The organism is Geodermatophilus sp. SYSU D00696 (assembly GCF_054050235.1).
The window spans coordinates 117,034-134,258 of the sequence record NZ_JBJGYY010000005.1 but is presented as its reverse complement, the minus strand read 5'-3'; the positions used below and the strand labels follow the sequence as shown (position 1 = coordinate 134,258).

Here is a 17,225-nt window from a genome sequence, read left to right as displayed (position 1 = left end):
CCTCGCGGGTGTCGGGGTTGCCCGGCCGCCGGCCGGTCGGCCGCCGTGCTGTGCTCAGCTGCTCCTCCTCCGCAGGGTGGCCGCCGCCAGCGCGAGGGCGAGGACGGCGGCGCCGGCGACGATGCCGACGTCCCGCCACATCGTGCCCGTCTCCGCGGCCGACCGCCCGACCTCCTGCAGGGCCTCCACGGCGTAGGTCAGCGGCAGGACGTCGCTGATCGCCTGCAGCCAGCCGGCCATCTGCTCGCGGGGCACCAGCAGCCCGCAGAGGAAGAACTGCGGCAGCACGACGACCGGCATGAACTGCACCGCCTGGAACTCGCTGCGGGCGAACGCGCTGGCCAGCAGGCCCAGGGCGACGCCGAGGACGGCGTTGGCGACGGCGATGAGCACCACCAGCCACGGCGCCCCGGCGATGTCGAGGTCGTAGAGGGTCGTGGCCACCGTGACCGTGACGACCGCCTGCGCCGCCGCGGCCAGGCCGAACGCGGCGCCGTAGCCCAGCAGCAGGTCCAGCCGGGACAGCGGGGTGGTCAGCAGCCGCTCGAGCGTGCCCGAGGTGCGCTCCCGCAGCATCGCGATGCTGGTGACCAGGAACATGACGACGAACGGGAAGACGCCGAGCATCGTCAGCCCGACGCGGTCGAAGACGCCCTGCTGCCCGGGCAGGGTCGGCACGTCGCGCCACAACAGGTACAGCAGGCCCAGCAGCAGGCTGGGCAGCAGCAGCATCATCGCGATGGTGCGGTGGTCGTGGCGCAGCTGGCGCAGCACCCGGGCGGTGGTCACGCCCGTGAGCCGCGGGCTGAGGACGGCCGTCGGGACGCTCACGCCGCCACCTCCTGCTGTGCCCGCACGAGGCGGAGGAAGGACTCCTCGAGGTCGTCGGTGCCCGACGCGGCGCGCAGCTGCGCGGGCGTGGAGTCGGCCAGCAGCCGGCCCTCCCGGAGCAGCAGCAGCCGGTCGCAACGGCCGGCCTCGTCCATGACGTGGCTGGAGACCACCAGCGTGGTGCCGGCCGCGGCGAGGGCGTGGAAGCGCTCCCACAGCTCCACCCGCAGCACCGGGTCCAGGCCCACCGTGGGCTCGTCGAGGACCAGCAGCTCGGGTTCGCCGACCAGCGCGCAGGCCAGCGAGGCCCGGCCCTGCTGGCCGCCGGAGAGGTCGCGGACCAGCTGCCCGGCGGCGTCGGCCAGCCCGACGGCGGCCAGCGCGTTGTCGGCGGCCCGGGCGTCGCGACCGTGGAGCGCGGCGAAGTGGCGTGCGTTCTCGCGCACGGTGAGGTCGGGGTAGACGCTGGGCGCCTGGGTGACGTACCCGACCCGCCGGCGCAGGCTGGGGGAGCCGGCGGGCTCGCCGAGCACGGTCACCGTGCCCGAGCGGACCCGCTGCACTCCGACCAGCGCGCGCATCAGCGTCGTCTTCCCGCTGCCGCTTGGCCCCAGCAGGCCGGTGACCCGGCCGGCCGGGACCGCGCAGGACAGGCCGTGCAGCACCCGGCGGCGCCCGCGGTCGACGACGAGGTCGGTGACGGTGACGGCGTCGGTCATGTCGGCCTCCCGGTGGCGAGAACTCAACGCCTGATGAACTCAACGCTAGGTGAGTTCATCGGGGACCGTCAACGGGTTCTCGCACGCTGGGAAGCGGACGAGGGGAGGTGCAGGTCAGCGGCGGGTGCCGCGTCGTGCGTCGCCCGGGGACACCCCGGCCGTCGGGTCCCCCGTGGTGTCGCGGGTGACGTTGCCGCGGACCTCGTACCGCGGACGGGTCTCGCGCAGGGCGAGGGCGGCGAGGAACGTGACGACGCCCATGAGGCAGATGTACACCGAGACCCACGCCGAGGTGCCCGTCGCCGCCAGCAGCGCGGTCATGATGAACGGCGTGGCCCCGCTGACCAGGATGGCGGCCAGCTGGTAGGCCAAGGAGGCCCCCGAGTACCGGATCCGCGGCTCGAACAGCTCGGCGAGGTAGGCCGCCAGGGGTCCGTAGGTGAGCGACGACCCGATCAGGCCTCCGGTGAGGGCCACGAAGATCAGCGGCAGCGACCCCGTGTCGATGAGCCAGAAGAAGGGGAAGGCCCACAGGGCGATGATCGCCGCGCCGAGCAGGATCGGTGGCCGGCGACCGATCCGGTCCGACAGCGACCCGCTGAAGTAGATGACGAAGACCGAGAGCGCCGAGGTGATGAGCGTGACGGTGAGCAGCGCGTCGCGGTCCACGCCGAGGTCGCGGGTGGCGTAGTCGAGCACCCCGGCGATGCTGATGTAGAAGATCGCGTTGGTGCCGAACAGCAGGCCCGCACCGAGCAGCACCGGCCGGCGGTGCTTGCGCACCACCTCCTTGAGCGGAGCCTGCGCGACCTGGGCCTCGGGGGCGTGCTCGTGCTGGTCCTGGAGCCGGCGGAAGACCGGGGTGTCCTCCACGCGCAGCTGGATGAACATCACGACGGGGAGCAGCACGGCGCTGGCGAGGAACGGGATGCGCCAGCCCCACGAGACGAAGGCCTCGGGGCTGACGCTCGCGCTCACGGCCAGGAAGGCGACGTTGCCCAGGATGACCCCGATGGGGACGCCCATCTGCCCGAAGGTCCCCGCGCGCCCCTGGTGGTCGCGCCCGGCGTTCTCGGTGAGCAGGAGGATGACCCCGCCCCACTGCCCGCCGACCGCGATCCCCTGCAGGAAGCGGAGGGCGACGAGCGCGATGGGGGCGAGTACGCCTATCGAGTCGGCCGTGGGCAGCAGGCCGATGAGGAAGGTCGCCGACCCCATCAGCACGAGGCAGGTGACGAGGGCGGGCTTGCGGCCGACCTTGTCCCCGAAGTGACCGAAGACCAGGCCACCGATGGGGCGGGCGATGAACCCCGCCCAGAAGGTGCTGAAGGCCAGCAGCGTGCCGATGAGCGGGGAGGCGTTCGGGAAGAACAGGTCGCCGAACACCAGCGCCGCCGCGGTGGCGTAGATGAAGAAGTCGTACCACTCGATCGAACTGCCGATCAGTCCCGCTGCCATCAGCTTGCGCAGGGACCGTCGGTCGAGGGCGGGTGCTTCCTGGGGTGAGGTGGACATCGCCGTCCCTCCGGACGTCGCGTAGGGCGGAACTGACCCGTCCGAGATGTGTTCACCCGATCGGGCGCCCGCAAACGCCCGGGACGGCGTGGCTCCGTCAGGGGGCGGCGGCCAGGGCGCTCCCCAGCAGGTGCCCGGAGGTCCAGGCGCTCTCCACCTTCGACGGCGCCCGCCACCCGTCCCCGCACGCGCCGACGCCGTCGACCAGGCTGAAGGGCTCCCCGCGCGGCGCCGCCGGCCGGGCGGAGGTCCACCGGTGCACGTGGCTCCACGCGGGTGCGGCGTCGACGCCCAGCGCGCGGCGCACCGCGGTGGTCACCTCGGGGACCGACCGGTCGGGGTCGTCGAGGTGCGCGGCGGCGGTGCCGGGCGTGGTGTGGGCGACGAGGACCGGCGCGCCGTCGCCGCGCCGGTCGCCGTCGTCGGCGATCCACTCGACCACCGGGTCGTCGTGCACGAACGCGCCGTGCAGGTCGGCCGGCCAGCGCCGCCGGTCGAAGCCCAGGACGACGGCGAGGGCGGGCTGCCAGGCGTGCGCGTCCTCCCCGCCCAGCAGCCGGCCGGCGAGGTCCTCCGGGAGCAGCCGGCGGGCCTGCGGGTCGGGCAGGGCCAGGACGACGGCGGACGCGTCCGCGCCGTCGACGCGCGGGCCCGACTCCACCCGCTGCACCGTGTGCTCCTGCGTGACGTCGAGCCCCGCGGCGAGGTCGGCGACCAGCGAGCGCAGGCCGCCCGGCGCGGCGTACCGCACCGGCCCGCTGCGGCTGTCGCGGATCCCGTCGGGCCCGGCGACGGCGAACGTGTCGGTCCACGGCCGGGCCAGGCCGCGCTCGACCCAGCCGGCGACGACGGCGGCGAACGGCGAGCCCTCCGCGGCGGTCAGGTAGCTGGCGCCGGTGTCGGCGACCCGTCCGGACAGCGTGCGGGAGGCCATCCGCCCGCCGGGGCGGCGCCCGCGGTCGAGGACGCGCACCGGCACGCCCGCCTCCCCGAGCGCGCGGGCGCAGGCCACGCCGGCGATGCCGGCCCCGACGACGACGATCCCGTTGGACACCACTGGATCCTGCGGGCAGCGCGGCTCCGCCGCTCGGGGAGGATCGGGTCGTGCCCGAGCCGATCACCGACCCCGCCGACCCGCGGGTCGCCGACTTCCGCGACCTGCACGCCGGCGACCGGCCGGCCGGTCGCGAGCGGGGGACCGGGCCGGTGGTCGTCGAGGGCGTCCCCGCCGTGCAGCGGCTGCTGGCCTCCCCGTACCGGGTGCGGGCGGTGCTCGGCGTCCCCGGGCGGCTGGCCGCGCTGGACCTGCCCGAGGGCGTGCCGGCCTACGAGATGGACAAGTGGCTGCTGTCGGACCTGATCGGGTTCCGCCTCACCCGCGGCGTGCTCGCCTCCGCCGACCGCCGCCCGCCGGCCGACGTCGGGGAGCTGCTGGCCGGCCCGGACCCGGCCGCGCCGCGCCGGCTGGCGGTGCTCGAGGCGCTCAACGACGCGGAGAACCTCGGCTCGATCGCCCGCTCGGCGGTGGCCCTCGGCGTCGACGGGCTGCTGCTGGACCCGCGCTGCGCCGACCCGCTCTACCGCCGGGCGGTGCGGGTCTCGATGGGCCACGTGCTGGCGCTGCCGTTCGCCGTGCTGCCCGACTGGCCGGCCGGGCTGGCCCGGCTGCACGAGGCCGGCTACCTCACCGTGGCGCTCACCCCGGCCCCCGACGCGGTCGACCTCGCCGACGTCGACCCGCGGGCGCACCCGCGCACCGCCGTGCTGCTGGGCGCCGAGGGCCCGGGCCTCACGCCGGAGGCGCAGGCCGCGGCGCGGGTGCGGGCCCGCATCCCGATGCGGGCCGGCGTCGACTCCCTCGGTGTCGCGGCAGCGGCCGCCGTGGCCTTCGCGACGCTGAGGTGAGCTGGGCCCCTCCGGGTCCGCTGGTGGTCCGGCCCCCTCGCAGGGGCCCGCGGCGAGCGTGCGAGCGGTGGGGGCGAGGGGGTCCTTCGACTACTGCCGCAGCGACCAGCGGGCCAGGATCACCCGCGCCTCCTCGGCCCGCGAGGGGTCGCACATCACGTCGTAGCGGCTGGCGGTGATCTGCGAGGTGCTGGTGAAGTCCCGACGGCCGCCGGTGGCCGCGTAGCCCACCGCCCCGAACAGCGCGCCGAACAGGATGCCGATCAGGAGGCCGGTGAGCACGGAGGTGATCCAGCTCGTGCCGGTGGGCGCGAAGATGCCGAGCAGCAGGCCCACGAACAGGCCCCACCAGGCGCCGCCGGCGGCACCCGCGCCGATCGCGCGGCCCCAGGTCAGCCGGCCGGTGACCCGCTCCACCATCCGCAGGTCCGAGCCGATGATCGTGACGTTCTGCACCGGGAACTTCTCGTCGGACAGGTGGTCGACCGCGGCCTGGGCCTGCTGGTAGGTGTCGTAGGACCCGACCTGGACACCGCCCAGGGGCATCGACACGGACATCGACATGTGTGGCTCCACTCCCGCACTCGTTCGGTTGTGGACGACGTACCCGCGAGCCCCCGGACGGACACGTCGGTCCGGTGCGGCGAGCGTACTGCTCAGCGGTTGCGGCGGACCCCGAACACGATGTCCTCCCAGGCCGGCACGCGGGCCCGCGGGTCCTCGTCCTCGCCGTCGGTCTCGCCGGTGCGCAGCACGACCGTGTCGTGCTCCGAGACGTCCTCGTCGTCGGCGGCGTCGGTGGCCGCGGGGTCGGTGCGGCGCTCGGCCGGGGCGGGACGCGGCTCGTCGGCCGGCGGCACGGGCCGCTCGGGGACCGGCCGCTCGGGCACGGCGGCGGCGCGGTGCACCGGCAGGACCGGGCGCTCGGCGGGCACCCCGGGCACGACGCGGACCAGGCGGGTCCCCTCGGCGAAGTCGCGGGTGGCCGCGTCGAGCGGGGCGACCGTGCGGGCCGGGACGTCGTAGACCCAGTTCGTGGTGCCCTCCTTGGTGCCGGCGCGCCAGGCGGCGGTGACCACCCACGTGCCGTCCTCGGAGCGGGCGGCGTCCCAGCGGACGGCGTCGAGGTCGGCGCCCAGCAGCCGCAGCCGCTCGGCCATGAACTGCTGCAGCGGCGCGCCCGGCACGCCCTCCGACAGCCGCACGCGGGCCTCGCGGGCCTGCTCGGCCAGGCGGGAGCGCTCCTGCAGCACCGTGTGGGCGAAGCGCATGATCCGCTCGACCCGGGTGCCCGAGGCGGCCGCGACCTGCTCGGGGGTCTCCCCGGCGCGGATGCGGGCCTGGATCACCCGGGGGGAGAGCCCGCCGTCGGACTCGATCTGGCCCAGCCGCCGGGTGTCCCCGCGGGCCGCGGCGCGCAGCCGGTCGTCGATCGGCAGCTCGAAGCGCTCGCCGTCGTCGCTGCCGTCGCCGCCGTCGACGGTGAGCACCAGGCTCCGGCCGTCCTCGGACAGCCCCACGAGGCGCAGCGTGCGCACGGGAGACCTCCCTCGGGCGGCGGTGGCGGGGGCCCGGGGTGCACCGGAGCCACGGGCGAGGCTATCCGCGGACGCGCCCGCGCGCCGGAAGGACGCCCGGCGTGGCGGACCGAGATCACCTCCGCGGGCGCGGGCGGCACCGCCCCGGAGCGGCCCGCTCCGCCGTGCCCGGATCCGGCCCGCCCCTAGACTCGGGCTCCATGCTGACCGGTCCCCGGGACGACGCCGGCCTCGTCCGTGACGAGACACGTGACGACGCCGAGCCCAACGAGCGCTTCCTGCCCTCGCCCGTCGACGCCGGCCAGAAGCGCCTGCCCATCGACATGGACTACGTCCAGCGCGTGATGGTGGAGCTGCTCACCATCCCCAGCCCGTCGGGGCGCACCGACCACGCGATGCAGCTGATCGGCGGTGAGTTGCGCGACCTCGGCCTGGACTTCGAGGTCACCCGCCGCGGCGCGCTGATCGCCGAGCTGCCCAGCCGCTCGCCCGGCGCCGACCGGACCGTGGTCGTGCACGCCGACACGATCGGCTGCATGGTCAGCGGGCTCAAGGACAACGGCCGGCTGGCGATCGTGCCGGTGGGCACGCACAGCGCCCGCTTCGCCGAGGGCGCGCGGGTGACGATCTTCAGCGACGACGTCTCCGGCGACTACTGGCACACCGGCACGATCCTGCCGATCAAGGCCAGCGGGCACCGCTTCGGCGACGAGGTCGACGAGCAGGGCGTGGGCTGGGACCACGTGGAGGTCCGCGTCGACGAGGTGGTGCACAGCCGGGCCGACCTCGAGCGCCGGGGCATCCAGGTCGGCGACTTCGTCGCCATCGACGCCCAGCCGGTGATCACCTCCAGCGGGTTCGTCAACTCCCGTCACCTCGACGACAAGGCCGGCATCGCGGCCGCGCTCGGTGCGTTCAAGGCGATCCTCGACCACGGCATCGAGGTCCCGGTCACCGCGCACCTGCTGGTCACCATCGCCGAGGAGGTGGGCCTGGGCGCCAGCCACGGCCTGGACGCCGACGTGGCCGAGCTGGTGTCCATCGACACCTCGGTGGTCGCGCCGGGGCAGTCCTCGTCCGAGCACTGCGTCAACGTCGCGATGCAGGACTCGACCGGGCCGTTCGACTACCACCTGACCCGCCACCTGATCGACCTGTGCCGGGTGCACGACGTGCCGCACCGCCGCGACGTCTACAAGTACTACCGCTCAGACGCCGCCTCCGCGCTGGAGGCCGGGGCCAACACCCGCGCGGCGCTGATCGGCTTCGGCATCGACGGCAGCCACGGCAACGAGCGCACCCACCTCGACGGCATCCGCGCCACCGCCGAGCTGGTCGCGCTGTACCTGCAGACCGACCTCACGTTCCGCAGCTGGGACCGCACGCCCACCGGCGACCTGCGCGACTTCCCGAGCACCGCCGTCCAGCCCGCCGACGGCGAGCAGGCCCGCTGAGGCCTAGAGCCGCTCGACCACGTAGTCGATGCAGGCGGTCAGCGCGCTGACGTCGTCGGGGTCGACGGCGGGGAACATGCCCACCCGCAGCTGGTTGCGGCCGAGCTTGCGGTAGGGCTCGACGTCGACGACGCCGTTGGCCCGCAGCGTCGAGGCCAGGGCCGCGGCGTCGACCGACTCGTCGAAGTCGATCGTGCCCACGACCAGGCTGCGCTGGTCGGGCTCGGTCACGAACGGCGTCGCGTACGGCGACTTCTCCGCCCAGCCGTAGAGCCGGCCCGAGGACTCCTGGCTGCGCGCGACGGCGCCGCGGAGCCCGCCGAGGCCGAGCATCCAGCGCACCTGGTCGGCCAGCAGGAACAGCGTGGCGACGGCGGGGGTGTTGTAGGTCTGGTCCTTGACGGAGTTCTCGACGGCCGTCGACAGGTCGAGGAACCCGGGGATCCACCGGCCCGACGCCTTGACCTCGCCGACCCGCTGCAGGGCGGCCGGGCTCATCAGCGCGATCCAGAGCCCGCCGTCGGAGGCGAAGGACTTCTGCGGGGCGAAGTAGTAGACGTCGGCCTGTGAGACGTCGACCGGCAGGCCGCCGGCGCCGCTGGTCGCGTCGACGAGCACCAGCGCGTCGTCGTCGGCCCCGGCCGGGCGCACCACCGGCGCCATCACCCCGGTCGAGGTCTCGTTGTGCGCCCAGGCGTAGGCGTCGACGCCGGGCTGCGCCTCGGGCAGGGCGAGCGAGCCCGGCGCGGCCGTCACGACGACCGGCTCGGCGAGGAACGGCGCCCCGGCCACCCCGGCGGCGAACTTGGCGGAGAACTCGCCGTAGCTGCCGTGCGCGCTGCGCTCCCGGATGAGGCCGAACGTCGCGACGTCCCAGAACGCGGTGCTGCCGCCGTTGCCGAGCACCACCTCGTAGCCGTCGGGCAGGCCGAACAGCTCGGCCAGCCCCTCGCGCACCTGCCGGACCAGACCCCGGACCGGCGCCTGGCGGTGCGAGGTGCCCATGATCCCGGCGCCGTCGGAGGCGAGCGCCCGCAGCGCCTCCGGGCGGACCTTCGACGGGCCGCAGCCGAACCGGCCGTCGGCGGGGAGGAGGTCGGCGGGGACCTGGATGCTCACGGGCGCCCTCCGACTAGGCCGGGGTGGCCTGGCTGACGGACTTGACCTGGATGGTGTCGAAGCCGTCGACCTCCTCGGGCCGGCGCGCCGGGGGGCCGACGTAGCGGGCCGACGGGCGCACGAGGCGGCCGGTCTGCTTCTGCTCGAGGATGTGCGCGCACCAGCCGGCGGTGCGGGCACAGGTGAACATCGACGTGAACATGTGGCTCGGGACCTCGGCGAAGTCGAGGACGATCGCCGCCCAGAACTCGACGTTGGTCTCGATCGGCCGGTCGGGACGGCGCTCGCGCAGCTCCTTGAGCGCGGCGTTCTCCAGCGCCAGCGCGGCCTCGAAGCGCGGGGCGGCGAGCTCCCTGGCGGCCTTGCGCAGCGTGCGGGCGCGGGGGTCCTCGGCCCGGTACACCCGGTGCCCGAAGCCCATCAGCCGCTCCTTGCGGTCGAGCAGGTCCTTCACGTACTTCTCCGCGTCGCCGGCCTGCTCGACGCCGTCGAGCATGTGCAGCACCCGGGAGGGGGCACCGCCGTGCAGCGGGCCGGACATGGCGCCGATCGCGCCGGACATCGCCGCGGCGACGTCGGCGCCGGTGGAGGCGATGACACGGGCGGTGAACGTGGAGGCGTTCATGCCGTGCTCGGCGGCCGAGGTCCAGTAGGCGTCGACGGCGGCGACGTGGCGGGGGTCGGGCTCGCCGCGCCAGCGGACCATGAACCGCTCGACGATGGTCGAGGCCTCGTCGATCCGGCTCTGCGGCACGGCCGGGACGCCGATGCCGCGCGCGGACTGGGCGACGTAGGACAGTGCCATGACCGCGGCCCGGGCGAGCTGGTCGCGGGCCTCCTCGTCGCTGATGTCCAGCAGCGGGCGGTAGCCCCAGAACGGTGCCAGCATCGCCAGCGCGGCCTGCACGTCGACGCGCACGTCGCCGCTGTGCACCGGGATCGGGAACGGCTCGGCCGGGGGCAGCCCCGGGCCGAACTTGCCGTCGACCAGCAGCGCCCACACGTTGCCGAAGGTGATCTTGCCGACCAGGTCCTCGATGTCGACCCCGCGGTAGCGCAGGGACCCGCCGTCCTTGTCGGGCTCGGCGATCGTGGTCTCGAAGGCGATGACGCCCTCCAGGCCGGGTACGAAGTCGTCGGCCATCTCGCGTGCCTCCCTGGTGCGGACCGCGTGCGCGCACAGGCCATGCCGCACGACTGCACCGCGACCCTAGGCCCCGCCTGCGGCTGTGCTCCACGGGGGGCTGCCGCCCAGCGGAGGCGCCGGGCACCGGCTCCCGGGCGCGGTGTCAGCATGGCGGGGTGGCCGACCTCTCCCGCATGCGCAGGGACTACGACCGCCCCGGACTGCGCGAGGAGGACCTCGCACCCACCTGGGTCGAGCAGTTCGACCGCTGGTTCCGCGACGTCGTCGCCGCCGGGGTCCCCGAGCCCAACGCGGTCGTGGTGGCCACCGCCGACGCCGACGGCGCCCCGGACGCCCGCATCGTGCTGCTCAAGGGCTACGACGAGGCCGGGTTCGTCTTCGGCACCAGCTACGCCTCGGCCAAGGGCGCGCAGCTGGCGGCCAACCCGCGCGCGGCGCTGGTCTTCCCGTGGCACGCGCTGCAGCGGCAGGTCCGGGTGACCGGCCGGGTCGAGCGGATCGGCGACACCGCCTCCGACGACCTGTGGGACCCCCGCCCGCGCGAGGCCCAGCTGTCCGCCGTCGCCTCGGTGCAGTCCACCGTCGTCGACTCCCGGGAGGAGCTCGAGGCGCGGGTGCGGCTGCTCGACGAGGGGACGACGACGGAGAAGGTGCCGCGGCCGCCGGTGTGGGGCGGCTACCGGGTGGTGCCCGAGCGGGTGGAGTTCTGGCAGGGCGGCGCAGGCCGGCTGCACGACCGGCTGCGCTTCGTCCGCGACGACGAGGAGGGCGGCGGCTGGGTGCTCCAGCGGCTGGCCCCGTGACGGCACCACCCCGGCGCTCCTGGGCGATCGACACCTCGCCGCTGCGCGACCCCGGCTACCGGCGGCTGTTCTGGGGCGTCGCGGCCACCATGCTCGGCCAGCAGATGACGCTGGTCGCCGTCCCCTTCCAGGTCTACGACCTCACCGGCTCCTCGCTGCTGGTGGGCGTCACCTCGGTCGTCGCGCTCGTGCCGCTGGTCGTGTTCGGGCTGCTCGGGGGCGCGATCGCCGACGCGATGGACCGCCGCCGGCTCCTCCTGGTCACCGGTGCCGGGTCGGCGGTGACCAGCGCACTGCTGGCGGTGCAGGCGCTGCTGCCCGGCGGCGGGAACCTCGTCCTGCTGTGGGTGCTGGTGGCCGCGGTCTCGGGCTTCAGCGCCGTCAACCAGCCCACCCGCAGCGCGGTCATCCCCGCGCTGGTCGGCCCCGGGCAGGTGCCGGCGGCCAACGCGCTGGCGATGACCGTGCGGCAGGTCGGGGTCATCGCCGGGCCGCTGCTGGCCGGCGTGCTCATCGGCGTCGGGGACCTGTTCCTCGCCTACGCCGTCGACGCGCTCGGGTTCCTGGTCGCCGTCCTGCTGCTGCGCGGCCTGCCGGCGCTGCCGCCGGGCGGGCGGACCGGGCCGCTGCGGCTGGGCGCCGCCGTCCGCGGGGTGGGGGAGGGGTTCACCTTCCTGCGCACCCAGCCGGTGCTGCTGATGACCTTCGTCGTCGACGTCGTCGCGATGCTCTTCGCCTGGCCGCAGGCGGTGTTCCCGGAGCTGTCGCAGACGCGGTTCGAGGGGTCGCCCAACAGCCTGGGCTGGCTGTTCGCCGGCGTCTCCATCGGCGCGCTGCTCATGGGGCTGACCTCGGGCTGGGTCTCGCGGGTCGACCGGCAGGGCGCCGTCGTGCTGGCCGCCATCGTCGTGTGGGGCATCGCGATCATCGGGTTCGGGCTCGCGCCCACGCTGTGGCTGGCCGTGCTGTTCCTCGCGGTCGCCGGCGCCGGCGACATGGTCAGCGCCGTGCTGCGCTCGTCGATGCTGCAGACGGCCGCGCCCGACGAGATGCGCGGGCGCATGCAGGGCGTCTTCCTCGTGGTGGTCGCGGGCGGCCCGCGGCTGGGCGACCTGCGCGCCGGGGCGGTGGCCAGCGCGGCGGGTGTCAGCGCGGCGATGGTGTCCGGCGGCGTCGTCGTGGTGGTGGCGATGGCGGTCGTGGCGCTGCTGGTGCCCTCGTTCCTGCACTTCCGCGCCTCGCGCGCGGTCCCGTAGCCGTCGGCTTGCCCGGGGCGAGTGAGCACTGGCGGTCGCCACACCCGGCGAGTCGTCGCGCGTCTCCGACCACGACTGCCCACTCGACCGGCGGCAGGCCCGGCGGTGGGGCACGGCTACGCGAGCGCCCCGGCCACCACGCGCAGGTCGGCCACGAGCGCGTCGTAGGCCTTCGGCCGGTCCTCCTCGGGCACCCGCAGCACCGCCGAGGGGTGCGCGGTGGCCAGCATCCAGGTCTGGTGCGGCGCGTCCTCGTCGGGCTCGTCGACGCCGTCCTCGGCCCGCGCGACGCCCGGCGGCGTCCAGGGCATGAGCTTGCCGCGCTCCTTGGTGATCCGGAACGACGGCGAGATCAGCGCCTTGGCCGCGGTCGCGCCCAGGCAGACGACGACCTCGGGCTTGAGCACCTCGAACTCGGCCTCCAGCCACGGGCGGCAGGCGCGGATGTGCTCGGCGCCGGGCGACTGGTGGATCCGCCGCTTGGCCGTCGGGGTGAACCGGAAGTGCTTGACCGCGTTGGTGACGTAGGCGTCCCGGCGCTCGATGCCGGCCTCGGTCAGCGCCCGGTCGAGCAGCCGGCCGGCCGGGCCGACGAACGGCTCGCCCTTGCGGTCCTCCTGGTCACCGGGCTGCTCGCCGACGAACACGATCCGCGCCGTCTCCGGGCCCTCGCCGAACACCGTCTGGGTGGCCGGCTCCCACAGCTCGCAGGCGCGGCAGCCGGCCGCCGCGGCGCGCAACCCCTCGAGCCCGACACCCGACGGTGGGTGTGCGGGGTGGTTCTCCTGGCTCATGGACCGATGACACCGCAGGTCCGGCGGGCGCGCGAGGTGGATCACGTTCCGATCCCGTCCCGGGCCGGAACCTGTCGGCGGCGGCGCGGGCCCCGATAGCGTCGGCGGCGCACGGGGCTGACGACGGGATGAGGAGCGGTGCTCGAGTTCGACGGGCTCCACAAGAGCTACGGGGACAACCACGTGCTGGAGGGCGTCGGCTTCACCGTCGCCCCCGGCTCGATGTTCGGCTTCTGCGGGTCCAACGGGGCCGGGAAGACGACGACCATGCGGATCGCGATGGGTCTGGCCCGGGCCGACGCCGGAGAGGTCCGCTGGCGCGGGCGGCCACTGGACGAGGAGACGCGTCGCCGCGTCGGGTACATGCCCGAGGAGCGCGGCCTCTACCCGAAGATGCACGTCGGCGAGCAGCTGACCTACTTCGCCCGGCTGCACGGGCTCGACGCCGCCGCGGCCGCCCGCGCCGCCGAGGAGTGGGCCGGCCGGCTGGGGCTGGGCGAGCGTCGCCGGTCCCGGGTCGAGGAGCTGTCGCTGGGCAACCAGCAGCGCGTGCAGCTGGCCGCCGCGCTGGTCAGCCGGCCCGAGGTGCTCATCCTCGACGAGCCGTTCAGCGGGCTGGACCCGGTCGGCGTCGACGCGCTGGCCGACGCGCTGCTCGAGCAGTGCCGCGCCGGCGTGCCGGTCGTCTTCTCCAGCCACCAGCTCGACCTGGTCGAGCGGCTGTGCGACTCGGTCGGCATCCTCGCCCGCGGCCGCATGGTCGCCACCGGCACCGTCGAGGAGCTGCGCCGGCGGGAGGCCGGCCGGGTGCTGCGGGTCGTCGTCCCCGACGCCGCGCCGGGCTGGGCCGCCGCGCTCCCCGGCGTCCGCGTCGTCTCCGAGCAGGCCGGAGACACGCTCCTCGAGCTCGCCGACGGCGCCGACGACCAGGCCGTGCTCGCCGCCGCGCTGCGCACCGGCCGGGTCGGCCACTTCGCCTGGCGCCAGGCCACCCTGGTCGAGCTGTTCCGCGAGGCCGTCGCCGACCCGGCGCAGCAGCGGGCCCGCGAGGAGGTGGCCGCGTGAGCGCGCCGCTGTCCAGCGGCCGGCTGGTCCGGCTGGTCGCGGCCCGCGAGGTCTCCACCCGGCTGCGAGACAAGACCTTCATCGTCAGCTCGGCGGTGATGGTCCTGCTCATCGTCGGCATCCTGGTGTTCCAGGTGGTCGTCAACTCCGGGGAGGACACGGCCCGGATCGGCGTCGCCGGCGACGACGGGCAGGTCGCTGCCGCCATCGAGGCGCAGGCGACCGCGCTCGACGTCGACGTCGCCGTCGAGCCCTTCGGCGACGACGCCGCCGCCCGCGCCGCCGTCGAGGACGAGACCGTCGACGCGGCCGTGCTCGCCGGCGCCGGCGCCGGCACCGAGCTGGTGGTGCGCGAGCCCGACCCGACGCTCGAGGCGGTGGTGTCCGGTGCGGTGTCGAGCGTGGCGCTGGGCGCCGTGCTGGCCGAGGCCGGGGTCGACCCCGCCGACCTGCCGCAGGTCACGGTGACCGCCCTCGACGACGCCGAGGGGGACGGCCAGCGCACCGTCGTCGCGATCATCGGCGTGGTGGTGCTCTACAGCCTGCTGATCCTCTTCGGCCAGTTCGTCGCGCAGGGCGTGGTGGAGGAGAAGGCCAGCCGGGTGGTCGAGCTGCTGCTGGCCACGATGCGGCCGTGGCAGCTGCTGGCCGGGAAGATCCTCGGCCTCGGCGTGCTGGGCCTCGGGCAGATCGCGGTCATCGCGGTCGTCGGCGTCACCGGCGCGCTGGCCTTCGACGTCGTGGACCTGCCCGGGGAGCTGGTCGGCACGGTGCTGTGGCTGCTGTTCTGGTTCGTCCTCGGCTACGCGCTCTACGCCTCGCTGTTCGCCGTCGCCGCCTCGCTGGTCAGCCGGCAGGAGGACCTCGGCAGCGTGCTCACCCCGGCGTCGCTGGTGCTCATCGTCGGCTTCTTCATCGCCGTCCAGGCCGCCGGCGACCCGGCCGGCACGCTGGCCGTGGTGACCTCCTACGTGCCGGGCCTCTCGCCGATGGTCATGCCGGTGCGGCAGGCCGCCGGGGACGTGGCGCTGTGGGAGGTCGGTCTCGCCGTCGCGCTCATGCTCGTGGCCATCGCGCTGGTGGTCCGGCTGGGTGGGCGGGTCTACTCCGGCGCCCTGCTGCGGACCAGCGGGAAGACCAAGCTGAAGGAGGCCCTGCGGGCCGGCGGGGCGTGAGCCGCGGGCCCGTCGCGGGCGGGGGACACCCGCGGGGACGAGCGCCGGACACGTTGGGGTGACCTCACCCCCAGGGAGGGCGTGCGCCCAGGTCAGGGCCGACATCATCGGCGTCATGACGGAGGACCTGGACGCGCGCCTCTGGCGGCTGCAGGCCTCCGAGGACGCCGACGAGCTCATCGAGCTGGGCTGCGACCTCGCCGAGGCCGGCCGGCAGACCGACGCCGAGTGGTGCTTCCGCCGCGCGGCGGCCCTCGGCGACGTCACCGGCTACTACGACCTGGGCAACAGCCTCGCCGCGCAGGAGCGCTGGACCGAGGCCGCGGAGGCCTACCAGGTGGCGCTGTCCGGCGGCGAGGACGACGCCTGGCGCAACCTCGGCCTGGTGCTCGAGCAGCTCGGCGACCTCGCCGGCGCCATGGCCGCCTACCGGGGCGCCGCCGAGGCCGGCGACACCGAAGGCGGCCTGCAGCTGGCGTTCCTCCTGCGCGAGCAGGGCGAGCGGGAGGAGGCTCTGGCGGTGGCCCGGGAGCTGGCCGAGGCCGGCGACGAGGAGGCCGACGCCGTCGCGGCCTGCTGGCAGTGGTGCGCCACCCTCGACCCGGCGCTGGAGGACCGGCTGCGCGCCGGTGCCGCCCACTTCGCCGCGGCCCGGGCCGACCTCGCCGCGCTGCTGCTGCAGACCGGCCGCGCCGCCGAGGCCCGCTCGGTGCTCGAGCGCGGGGCCAAGCTCGGCGAGCAGGTGGCCTGGCTGCCTCTGGGCAACCTCTACCGCGAGGAGCTCGCCGACGACGAGGCGGCCGAGGAGGCCTACCGCGCCGGCATCCAGGCCGGTGACGCCTACTGTCACCACAACCTGGGCGTGCTGCTGGCCGACCGCGGCGACCTCGCCGGCGCCGCCGAGGAGTTCCGGCGCGGCGCCGACGCCGGCGACCAGCTGGCCGCCGCCGCGCTGGCGCTGCTCCAGGACAGCTGACCCCGGGTCTACGCCACCTGGCGGAGGCCCGCCAGCGGGCCGCGGTAGGGCTGCGCGGGCGGGCCGGAGACCCCCGGCCGGACGGTGAACAGCCGGCCGGCGTCGGGCTCGTCCTCCTCGCCCCGCGCGGTGCTCACCACCAGCAGGTCCCCGGCGAACGCGCAGCTCGACGTGTGGGCCACCCCCACCTCCACGACGGCGAGCAGGTCGCCCTCGGGGGACCAGCGGCGCACCTGCCCGCCGCCCCACATCGCCGTCCACAGGCAGCCCTCGTCGTCGACGGTCAGCCCGTCGGCGACGCCGTCGGGACCGCCGGTCTCCAGCAGCACCCGGCCCTCGCCGAACGCGCCGGTGCCGGGGTCGTAGGCGAAGGCGTGCACCAGGCCGGGGCCGGAGTCGGCGAGGTAGACCGTGCGGCCGTCGGGCGACCAGCCCAGGCCGTTGGAGACGGTCAGCCCGTCGCGCACGGTGGTGACGGTGCCGTCGGTGTCGAGCCGGTAGAGCGTGCCGGCGCCGGGCCGGTGGTCGAAGGCCATCGTGCCGGCGTAGAAGCGCCCGGCACGGTCGCACTTGCCGTCGTTCATGCGCGTCCCGCCGTCGGCCTCGCCGCCGCCCTCGCCGGCCAGGTCCACCAGCACCCGCGCGGTGCCGTCCTCGGTCAGGTGGGTGAACCCGCCGCCGGCGCCGGCCAGCCAGCCCCCGGACGCGGCGGGGACGGCGACGCCCACGGTGTCTCCGGCGTGCAGCGAGCCGGTGGCGCGCACGTCGTCGCCGTCGACGACGCCGCGGTGCACCGTGCCGGCCGAGATGTCGACCCACAGCAGCTCGCCACGGGCGTCGTCCCAGGTGGGGCCCTCGCCGTGGTCGGCGGGCGCGGGGGAGGCGGGGGTGGCGCGCAGCGTCAGCACGGTCGCCGGGGTGCCCGCGA

17 protein-coding genes are annotated in these 17,225 nt (G+C 75.4%); 7 read left to right on the top strand and 10 right to left on the bottom strand.

Going from position 1 to position 17,225, the window contains the following annotated elements; genetic code table 11:
- Window positions 1-54: 54 nt before the first annotated feature.
- The 4 genes from ACI79O_RS05400 to ACI79O_RS05385 form a co-directional block, all read right to left on the bottom strand.
- The gene (locus ACI79O_RS05400) at window positions 55-831 is read right to left on the bottom strand and encodes an ABC transporter permease (RefSeq protein WP_456887409.1); all 777 of its coding nucleotides are present in this window, start codon (window positions 829-831) and stop codon (window positions 55-57) included.
- Window positions 828-1,550 (bottom strand): ABC transporter ATP-binding protein, encoded by a 723-nt coding sequence (locus ACI79O_RS05395; RefSeq protein WP_456913523.1) that lies wholly within the window; start codon window positions 1,548-1,550, stop codon window positions 828-830. The genes ACI79O_RS05400 and ACI79O_RS05395 overlap by 4 nt, the downstream gene beginning before the upstream one ends.
- Before the next feature lie 114 nt (window positions 1,551-1,664).
- A complete protein-coding gene (locus ACI79O_RS05390; protein ID WP_456887407.1) occupies window positions 1,665-3,065 on the bottom strand; it encodes an MFS transporter in 1,401 nt (466 codons plus the stop codon).
- Between the two features lie 97 nt (window positions 3,066-3,162).
- Complete coding sequence (locus tag ACI79O_RS05385) at window positions 3,163-4,119, bottom strand: NAD(P)/FAD-dependent oxidoreductase (RefSeq protein WP_456913522.1); 957 nt, start codon at window positions 4,117-4,119, stop codon at window positions 3,163-3,165.
- Between the two features lie 50 nt (window positions 4,120-4,169).
- Between ACI79O_RS05385 and ACI79O_RS05380 the strand changes: the two genes are divergently transcribed.
- Window positions 4,170-4,970, top strand: coding sequence for a TrmH family RNA methyltransferase (locus tag ACI79O_RS05380; protein ID WP_456887405.1), 801 nt, complete (start codon window positions 4,170-4,172; stop codon window positions 4,968-4,970).
- A gap of 90 nt (window positions 4,971-5,060) precedes the next feature.
- Here the strand turns inward: ACI79O_RS05380 and ACI79O_RS05375 are convergent, their stop codons facing one another.
- Together ACI79O_RS05375 and sepH are read right to left on the bottom strand one after the other, a co-directional pair.
- Window positions 5,061-5,534: a general stress protein gene (locus tag ACI79O_RS05375; protein WP_456887404.1), complete on the bottom strand. Its 474-nt coding sequence runs from the start codon at window positions 5,532-5,534 to the stop codon at window positions 5,061-5,063.
- Between the two features lie 92 nt (window positions 5,535-5,626).
- Window positions 5,627-6,508 (bottom strand): septation protein SepH, encoded by an 882-nt coding sequence (sepH, locus tag ACI79O_RS05370; RefSeq protein ID WP_456874928.1) that lies wholly within the window; start codon window positions 6,506-6,508, stop codon window positions 5,627-5,629.
- A gap of 200 nt (window positions 6,509-6,708) precedes the next feature.
- Here sepH and ACI79O_RS05365 point away from each other — a divergent pair, with 200 nt between their 5' ends.
- Window positions 6,709-7,962, top strand: coding sequence for an osmoprotectant NAGGN system M42 family peptidase (locus ACI79O_RS05365; RefSeq protein WP_456887403.1), 1,254 nt, complete (start codon window positions 6,709-6,711; stop codon window positions 7,960-7,962).
- 3 nt (window positions 7,963-7,965) lie between these two features.
- Here ACI79O_RS05365 and serC read toward each other — a convergent pair whose 3' ends face one another.
- Window positions 7,966-9,081, bottom strand: a complete 1,116-nt coding sequence (gene serC, locus ACI79O_RS05360; protein WP_456913521.1) for a phosphoserine transaminase — start codon at window positions 9,079-9,081, stop codon at window positions 7,966-7,968.
- A gap of 13 nt (window positions 9,082-9,094) precedes the next feature.
- Window positions 9,095-10,225, bottom strand: coding sequence for a citrate synthase 2 (locus ACI79O_RS05355; protein WP_456887401.1), 1,131 nt, complete (start codon window positions 10,223-10,225; stop codon window positions 9,095-9,097).
- A 158-nt stretch (window positions 10,226-10,383) separates the two neighbouring features.
- Between ACI79O_RS05355 and pdxH the strand changes: the two genes are divergently transcribed.
- Window positions 10,384-11,031, top strand: coding sequence for a pyridoxamine 5'-phosphate oxidase (pdxH, locus tag ACI79O_RS05350; protein ID WP_456874932.1), 648 nt, complete (start codon window positions 10,384-10,386; stop codon window positions 11,029-11,031).
- Window positions 11,028-12,287 (top strand): MFS transporter, encoded by a 1,260-nt coding sequence (locus tag ACI79O_RS05345; protein WP_456887400.1) that lies wholly within the window; start codon window positions 11,028-11,030, stop codon window positions 12,285-12,287. The genes pdxH and ACI79O_RS05345 overlap by 4 nt, the downstream gene beginning before the upstream one ends.
- A gap of 116 nt (window positions 12,288-12,403) precedes the next feature.
- On the opposite strand, the gene ACI79O_RS05340 is transcribed toward ACI79O_RS05345, so the two are convergent.
- Entirely contained in the window at window positions 12,404-13,081 is a 678-nt protein-coding gene (locus ACI79O_RS05340; protein ID WP_456887399.1) for a UdgX family uracil-DNA binding protein, read from the bottom strand.
- Between the two features lie 138 nt (window positions 13,082-13,219).
- Here ACI79O_RS05340 and ACI79O_RS05335 point away from each other — a divergent pair, with 138 nt between their 5' ends.
- From ACI79O_RS05335 to ACI79O_RS05325, 3 genes are all read left to right on the top strand, one after another.
- Window positions 13,220-14,146, top strand: coding sequence for an ABC transporter ATP-binding protein (locus ACI79O_RS05335; protein ID WP_456913520.1), 927 nt, complete (start codon window positions 13,220-13,222; stop codon window positions 14,144-14,146).
- On the top strand, window positions 14,143-15,321 hold the full coding sequence (locus ACI79O_RS05330; RefSeq protein WP_456913519.1) for an ABC transporter permease: 1,179 nt from the start codon (window positions 14,143-14,145) through the stop codon (window positions 15,319-15,321). Before ACI79O_RS05335 ends, ACI79O_RS05330 begins: the two co-directional genes overlap by 4 nt.
- Window positions 15,322-15,436: 115 nt before the next feature.
- The gene (locus ACI79O_RS05325; RefSeq protein WP_456887396.1) at window positions 15,437-16,297 is read left to right on the top strand and encodes a tetratricopeptide repeat protein; all 861 of its coding nucleotides are present in this window, start codon (window positions 15,437-15,439) and stop codon (window positions 16,295-16,297) included.
- An 8-nt stretch (window positions 16,298-16,305) separates the two neighbouring features.
- Here the strand turns inward: ACI79O_RS05325 and ACI79O_RS05320 are convergent, their stop codons facing one another.
- The gene (locus tag ACI79O_RS05320; protein ID WP_456887395.1) at window positions 16,306-17,205 is read right to left on the bottom strand and encodes an SMP-30/gluconolactonase/LRE family protein; all 900 of its coding nucleotides are present in this window, start codon (window positions 17,203-17,205) and stop codon (window positions 16,306-16,308) included.
- Window positions 17,206-17,225: the final 20 nt, after the last annotated feature.

Bases quoted from the DNA above. Each gene is read 5' to 3' on its own strand.
- ACI79O_RS05395 (WP_456913523.1), bottom strand. From the start codon at position 1,550: ATGACCGACGCCGTCACCGTCACCGACCTCGTCGTCGACCGCGGGCGC.
- ACI79O_RS05390 (WP_456887407.1), bottom strand. From the start codon at position 3,065: ATGTCCACCTCACCCCAGGAAGCACCCGCCCTCGACCGACGGTCCCTG.
- ACI79O_RS05375 (WP_456887404.1), bottom strand. From the start codon at position 5,534: ATGTCGATGTCCGTGTCGATGCCCCTGGGCGGTGTCCAGGTCGGGTCC.
- ACI79O_RS05365 (WP_456887403.1), top strand. From the start codon at position 6,709: ATGCTGACCGGTCCCCGGGACGACGCCGGCCTCGTCCGTGACGAGACA.
- ACI79O_RS05355 (WP_456887401.1), bottom strand. From the start codon at position 10,225: ATGGCCGACGACTTCGTACCCGGCCTGGAGGGCGTCATCGCCTTCGAG.
- ACI79O_RS05340 (WP_456887399.1), bottom strand. From the start codon at position 13,081: ATGAGCCAGGAGAACCACCCCGCACACCCACCGTCGGGTGTCGGGCTC.
- ACI79O_RS05325 (WP_456887396.1), top strand. From the start codon at position 15,437: ATGACGGAGGACCTGGACGCGCGCCTCTGGCGGCTGCAGGCCTCCGAG.